The sequence below is a fragment of the Cyclonatronum sp. genome, from assembly GCF_022565315.1.
GTDB lineage: Bacteria > Bacteroidota > Rhodothermia > Balneolales > Cyclonatronaceae > Cyclonatronum.
In genome coordinates this window covers 1-5963 of record NZ_JAIUMX010000164.1, presented here as the reverse complement: position 1 = coordinate 5963, position 5963 = coordinate 1, and the positions used below count along the sequence as shown (strand labels likewise).

The window sequence follows — 5963 nt, the reverse complement described above, 5'->3', positions numbered from 1 at the left end:
TCATCGCTGCACCTTTCGCCCCCGGCGACTGCATGATTCAGATGGGGGATGTGGTCGGCGATGACCTCGACCTGCTCGAACGCCATCTCGAACTCTCGGCCATGACCGGCCTCAAGCAGTGGCTCGTGATTGGCAATCACGATATCGATTTTGATGCCCGCACAAATGCAGACAAATCTGACAGCTGGCGCCGTATTTTCGGGCCGAACTATTACGCCTTCGAGCAGGGCGACGTGTTGTTTGTGGTGCTCGATAATGTGTATTACCCCTGCGGCCCGGAAGATGCAGCCCGCGGCCGCTCGAATTGTGAAGAAGGCCGGCGCCCGAGCTATAACGGCCGCCTCACCGAAGCGCAGTTTGCCTGGCTTGAAGGCCTGCTTGAACACACGCCGGAAGACCGGCTGATTGTGCTCAATAAGCACATCCCCCTGGTTTCTTTTGTGGACGCAACAAGCGGTCAGCATCAGACCGACGAACTCAGCCGGATCTACGCGCTGCTCGAAGGCCGCGAGGCGCTGTCGCTTTCGGGACACACGCACACGATCGAAAATCATGCACCGGGTCAGGTTTTTGAGGGATGGACGGAGAGCGTGGGCGGAGTTCCGCTGCCGTTTCGGCATATCGTAGTTGGGGCTGCTTCGGGCGCGTGGTTTCAGGGCGATTTCAATGCGGACGGCGTCCCGATGGCGCTGCAGCGCATGGGCGCACCCATGGGCTGGATGCGGCTCGATTTTTCCGGTACCGGGTACACCGAGCGCTATATCGGCGCGCGACTGGGCGAACACCGGGGGCAGTGGATCGGCCTCAACACGCCCTCATTCCGGAACTGGTACAACACCATTATGGACTGGGTAGCTGTACCGGCTAACGAACGTGACCCCGTACCACCGTTTTCGGTCAATGACCTGCCCGATCAGGGTATCATCCTGCCGGAAGAGTTTTCTGAAGATGGCGGCATCTGGCTGACGGCCAACGTGTGGATGGGTTCCGCCGAAACAACGGTAGAAGCCCGGCTTTCAACCGGGGAAGTGCTTTCGCTTGAGCGCACGCAGCAGGGGGCTGGTGAGGCGGTGCGGGTTGGTGCCGAATGGGCCGATCCGTTTGCGGTTGCCCGGCAGCTTTCGGTCGCCCGATTTTCTTATCAGAGCCGGCTCGGCGAAGAGCGTGCACAGGGCCTTGAGCTGTTCCGCGGGCGACAGCTGGGTCCGGCACCACCGCAGCCGCAGAGTGCGGTCGCCAACCGGAACATGCACCTGTGGCGCGCTCAGCTGCCGGAGCTGCCCCTCGGCCTGCACCTCGTGGAAGTAACAAGCACCGACCGCAATGGCATCAGCTTCACCGATGTGATGACGATCGAGGTACGCGAACAGCGCCCGCCGAGGTACTGGCGCAGTGAGCTGTGGGAGTGAGTTTTTTTGCTACCCGGGCTGGCGCGGAGATTTTGGAAGAGACGCAAGATTTTGCGTCTCTCTTCGGGCCATGCAGCAGATCCGGCAGCTACAGGTCCGTTCAGCCTCAAAACCTCAAACCACGGGCTTATCCGCCGGTTTGGGATGAGTGGAGCAAGCACGAAAGACAGTGATGTGCACGGGGTTTCCCCTAAAAAAGAAAGCGGGAAAAGCAGGGTGTCGGATTCAGGGGGACAAATGTTTGGCCTGAATTTTTCGGCGGTTTGTGTTAGCGCAGATACGTCGCTTTGCGCCAGGCCCACTCGAGCGGGCCCATTCTACGGGTTTTGAAATAGTAGTTGCTGTACACGATCTGCACCGCGAAGATGGCAACGGCGAGGGGGATGGTGCCGAGGGGGCTCAGGCTGCCGTAGAAGCCGAGGCCGTAGCCGTAAAAAATGGTGGTGCAGATTACGGATTGCGCGATGTAGTTGGTAAGGGCCATGCGGCCTACGGGGGCGGCGAGGTGCAGGTGCCGGCCGATGCTGCTTTCGCCGGCTTCATGTTTTTCGAGCAGGCGCAGGGTGTAGCCCACATAGGCCATGGTGAGGGCCGGGGTGCCGATAAGGAAGCTGAGCATCTGAAGCAGCACCCACAAATTCATGCCGACGGCATCGGCGTGCAGGCCGGCCCAGGCGTACAGGGCAGAAAACAGGAGTCCGGCGAGCAGGTTTTGCTGCCGTTTGGGGATGAACCACTCGCGCAGCTGTATGGGGTTGTTCAGCAGGCCGGCGCCTTTACGCGCGACAAGCAGGCCGAACATAAAGACCGAGAAAATCCACGCGTAGCCTGCCGGAGTGAACAGCATCCCGAACCAGGCAAAGCGCAGCTCTTCCTGCCGGTAGGCGATCATGTCGCGGAAGCTTCCTTCGAGGTACACGAGGTAGCCGCGGTCGAGCTGTGCCTGAAATTCCTGCCGCTGCTGTGCGAAAGCGGCTTCAATTTCAACCGCTGCTTCGGGTACGCTCATGCCCCAGGCTACGAGCGCCACAATAGCGGCATTGAATACAACAAGCAGACCCAGCGCGATACCGATCCAGATTTTGATCGTTTTGTCGGTGCGGTTCAGGAAGAAGAGCAGCAGCAGGCCGATTATCGCGTAGGGCAGCAGGATGTCGCCGGCCCAGAAAAAGTAGCCGTGCGCCAGACCGATCAGCAGCAGCACGCCCATCCGCCGGGAGAACACAATGCCCGCGCTCAGGTTTTTTTCACGCAGCCGCTCGGTGAAGATGTAGAAACCCAGCCCGAACAGAAAGGAAAACAGGGTGATGAATTTCCCTTCGAAAAACATGCGGATGAAGAATGCCGCGCTGTCCTGAAGCGGACCCGTCGGGATCCGGCTTTCGGCGGCGTACTGAAACATGGGGTGCGCGAAGAGCGCGAGGTTTACCACGAGAATGCCGAAAAGCGCGATACCCCGAAGGATGTCGAGGTCGGCAATGCGGGCGATAGGTTTTACAGGTGCAGCGGCTTCGGTTGCCTGACTTGAAAGGGGAGACATGAAGGATAGGATTTTCGTAGGTCGATGTAAAATTTTACATGGAAGATACGAAAATCAGGTGCTATTGTGTGGGGAATTAAAGCCGGGTGATGGTAAACTTAATGTACTGTCAGCCGAAAAGTCAGCTGGCTTCTGTCCTTTCCAAAGCGCGGGCGTGCCGCTCGAGCTCTTCCTTCAGGAAGCGGCCTGTAATGCTGGCTTCGGTTTCTGACACTACCTCCGGGGTGCCCTGCGCGATGATGTTGCCGCCGGCCTTGCCGCCCTCGGGGCCCATGTCAATCACATGATCTGCGGCCTTAATCAGGTCGAGGTTGTGCTCGATTACGAGCACGGTGTTGCCTTTGTCAACCAGCATCTGAATCACGTCAACGAGCATGCGCACGTCTTCGAAGTGCAGGCCGGTTGTGGGCTCATCCATCACGTAGAGGGTGTTGCCGGTCCCGATTTTGGAGAGCTCGCGCGCCAGCTTGATGCGCTGTGCCTCGCCCCCGCTCAGGGTGGTGCTCGGCTGACCAATGGTGAGGTAGCCCAGCCCCACGGCGTTCAGGGTTTCCAGAATCCGTTTGATGCGCGGCATGGCGTCGAAGAAGTCCACTGCTTCACTTACCGGCATGTTCAGCACGTCGTTGATATTTTTGCCCTTATAGAAAATTTCGAGCGTCTCCCGGTTGTAGCGTTTGCCGTTGCAGGCTTCACACTTCACATACACATCGGGCAGGAAATTCATCTCGATTTTTTTCAGGCCGTCGCCCCCGCATTCCTCACAGCGGCCGCCCTTCACATTAAAGGAAAACCGGCCCTGATCATAGCCGCGGATGCGCGATTCAGGCAGCTCGGCGAAGAGAGAGCGGATGGCGTCGAAAACCTTGGTGTAAGTACCGGGGTTGGAGCGCGGTGTGCGCCCGATGGGGCTCTGATCGATGGAGATGATTTTGTCAACATTATCAACGCCCTCGGTGTCGTCGTAGGGCAGGGGGACCTCCTTCGACCGGAAAAAATGATTCGACAAAACTGGCACGAGGGTTTGGTTGATGAGGGAGCTTTTCCCGCTGCCGCTCACGCCTGTTGCCGCGATGAAGGTGCCGAGCGGCAGCTGCAGATTCACGCGCTTCAGGTTGTGCCCGCGGGCGCCTTTCAGGCTGAGCGTTTTACCGTTTCCTTTGCGCCGCTCCGCGCGGATTTCCACGAGCTTGTCGTAGCGCAGGTAGGCGGATGTGAGCGAGCCGGGGTCAAGTTCTTCGGGCCGGCCTTTGGTTACAACCTCGCCCCCGTAGGTGCCCGCACCCGGCCCCATGTCGATCACGTAGTCGGCATGTTCGATGGTTTCGCGGTCGTGCTCCACCACGAGCACGCTGTTGCCGAGGTCGCGCAGCGTTTTGAGGGAGTTGATGAGCTTGATGTTATCCCGCTGATGCAGCCCGATGCTCGGCTCGTCGAGGATGTAGAGCACGCCCACAAGCTGCGTACCGATCTGCGTCGCAAGCCGGATGCGCTGCGCCTCGCCGCCGCTCAGGGTCTGCGCTTCGCGGTCGAGGGTGAGGTAGCTCAGCCCCACATTCAGCAGAAAATCGAGGCGGTCGCGGATTTCCTTGATGACCTGTGAGCCGATAAGCCGCTGCCGGTCGGTGAGCTCGAGCCGGTCGATGGTGTGCCGCAGCTCGGTGATATCGAGCTGCACGAGGTCGGCAATGGTGAGGCTGCCGAGTTTGTACGACAGCGCCTCCCGGTTCAGGCGACCGCCGCTGCAGCTGCTGCACTTCACCTTGTTCATAAAGGCCTGCGCCTTGTTTCGCTGACCCTTGGTTTTGCTGTCGTTAAAGGCGGTGCGGATCATGGCGGCAAGCCCTTCAAACTTCTGCTTATAAAAAATGTCGCCGTCGCCGAAGTTGTACTTCACCATGTAGGTTTTGCTGCCGCTTCCGTGGAACAGCACGTTCATTACCGGGTCGGGCACTTCGCTGAAGGGCGTATCAAGGCTGAAACCGGCCTCTTCGAGCACGGCCTCAATTAGTTTGAAGGCGAAGTTGCCCTTCGGCTTGCCGAGGTAGCGGATGCCGCCTTCATTCACCGAAAGGGTGAGGTTGGGGATCACGAGGTCCGGATCCACATCGAAATCATAGCCGAGGCCGTCGCAGGTCTGGCACGCGCCGTAGGGCGAGTTGAAGGAAAACAGGTTCGGGGCCGGATCTTCGTAGGCGAGGCCGCTTTCGGCATCGAACAGCTTCATGGAGTAGAGCATATCTTTGGCCTGCTCCCCGCCGGCTTCAGGCACGTGCAGAATCACGTTGCCGTCGGCCATCTGAAGGGCCGACTCCACCGACTGCGCAATGCGGGCACGGCTGTTTTCCGACACCACGAAGCGGTCAATCACCACATCAATATTGTGCGTTTTGTAGCGGTCGAGCTTCATGTCGGGCTCAAGCTCGAGAAATTCGCCGTTTACCCGCACGCGGATGAAACCCTGCTTCAGGGTTTGCTCAAATAGCTCGCGGTAGTGCCCTTTGCGCCCGCGCACCACTGGCGCGAGGCAGTACGCCTTTGTTTTTTCGGGCAGCTGCATGATGGCCTCCACCACCTGATCGGTCGTCTGCTTCTGCATTTTGTTGCCGCTCAGGTAAGAATAGGGGATCGCGACCCGGGCGTACAGCAGGCGGAGGTAGTCGTAAATTTCAGTGACCGTGCCCACGGTTGAGCGCGGGTTTCGGTTCGTCGTTTTCTGATCGATGGAAATAACGGGGGAAAGCCCGTCGATAAAATCCACATCGGGGCGCTCCATCATCCCTAAAAACTGACGCGCATAGGCCGAGAGCGATTCCATGAAACGGCGCTGCCCTTCGGCATAAATGGTATCGAAGGCCAGCGATGATTTGCCCGAGCCGGAGAGTCCGGTAATGACCACAAGCTCTTCGCGGGGGATATCGATGTCGATTTTTTTGAGATTATGCTCGCGTGCGCCGCGTACAATAATGGAGGAATACAAAATGCAGAAAGTTTGTTTGTAGGGTGATGGGTCC

General features: G+C 58.7%; 3 protein-coding genes. 1 reads left to right on the top strand and 2 read right to left on the bottom strand.

Translation table 11 applies throughout. The features are described from left to right. A partial coding sequence (locus LAT75_RS14975) for a calcineurin-like phosphoesterase C-terminal domain-containing protein (RefSeq protein WP_291483536.1) occupies nucleotides 1-1409 on the top strand: 1409 nt, incomplete at its 5' end. Between the two features lie 268 nt (nucleotides 1410-1677). Here LAT75_RS14975 and LAT75_RS14970 read toward each other — a convergent pair. After that, nucleotides 1678-2949: a DUF418 domain-containing protein gene (locus LAT75_RS14970; protein WP_291483534.1), complete on the bottom strand. Its 1272-nt coding sequence runs from the start codon at nucleotides 2947-2949 to the stop codon at nucleotides 1678-1680. A 121-nt stretch (nucleotides 2950-3070) separates the two neighbouring features. Further along, the gene (uvrA, locus tag LAT75_RS14965; RefSeq protein WP_291483532.1) at nucleotides 3071-5929 is read right to left on the bottom strand and encodes an excinuclease ABC subunit UvrA; all 2859 of its coding nucleotides are present in this window, start codon (nucleotides 5927-5929) and stop codon (nucleotides 3071-3073) included. Between the last annotated feature and the right edge of the window lie 34 nt (nucleotides 5930-5963).

Coding starts and splice junctions, on each gene's coding strand:
- LAT75_RS14970 (WP_291483534.1), bottom strand. CDS start 2,949: ATGTCTCCCCTTTCAAGTCAGGCAACCGAAGCCGCTGCACCTGTAAAA.